This is a genomic window from Escherichia sp. HH41S (assembly GCF_009820115.1).
GTDB lineage: Bacteria > Pseudomonadota > Gammaproteobacteria > Enterobacterales > Enterobacteriaceae > Escherichia > Escherichia coli_F.
Map to the genome: position 1 here is coordinate 1 of NZ_VNXE01000047.1, position 361 is coordinate 361.

The window sequence follows — 361 nt, forward strand, 5'->3', positions numbered from 1 at the left end:
CCTCACTCACCCGGTCAGCCAGGATTTCACTTTCCAGCCGGTCGGGCATCTGCACCAGCACCGGCGGGAACACCACACTGCCACCGTCTTCACCGCCGGACTGCTGAAGCGCATCCGCCAGGCTGCGGCGCTGCGTTTTCGCCAGCTCACCGGTGGCGGTTTCGACCCTGATGAGTGGCGTGAAGCTCCCCGGCTGATAAACCGTCTGGATGCGGGTTCTGTCGTTCTGTATCGTGGTCAGCCGGTCGCCGTCCCAGCCGTACCAGGTCACTTCCGGTTTCCGTGACAGCGACATCCAGCCCGTCAGGTCCCGTTCACGCCGCCACACCCGTTTTGCCACCCTGCGGCCCAGCGGGTCGTA

The 361-nt window shown here is 65.1% G+C and carries 1 protein-coding gene; it reads right to left on the reverse strand.

From position 1 onward, the window contains the following. Positions 1-361, reverse strand: a 361-nt coding sequence (locus FQZ95_RS08640) for an RHS repeat protein (protein ID WP_160530096.1), incomplete at both ends; no start/stop codon positions are given.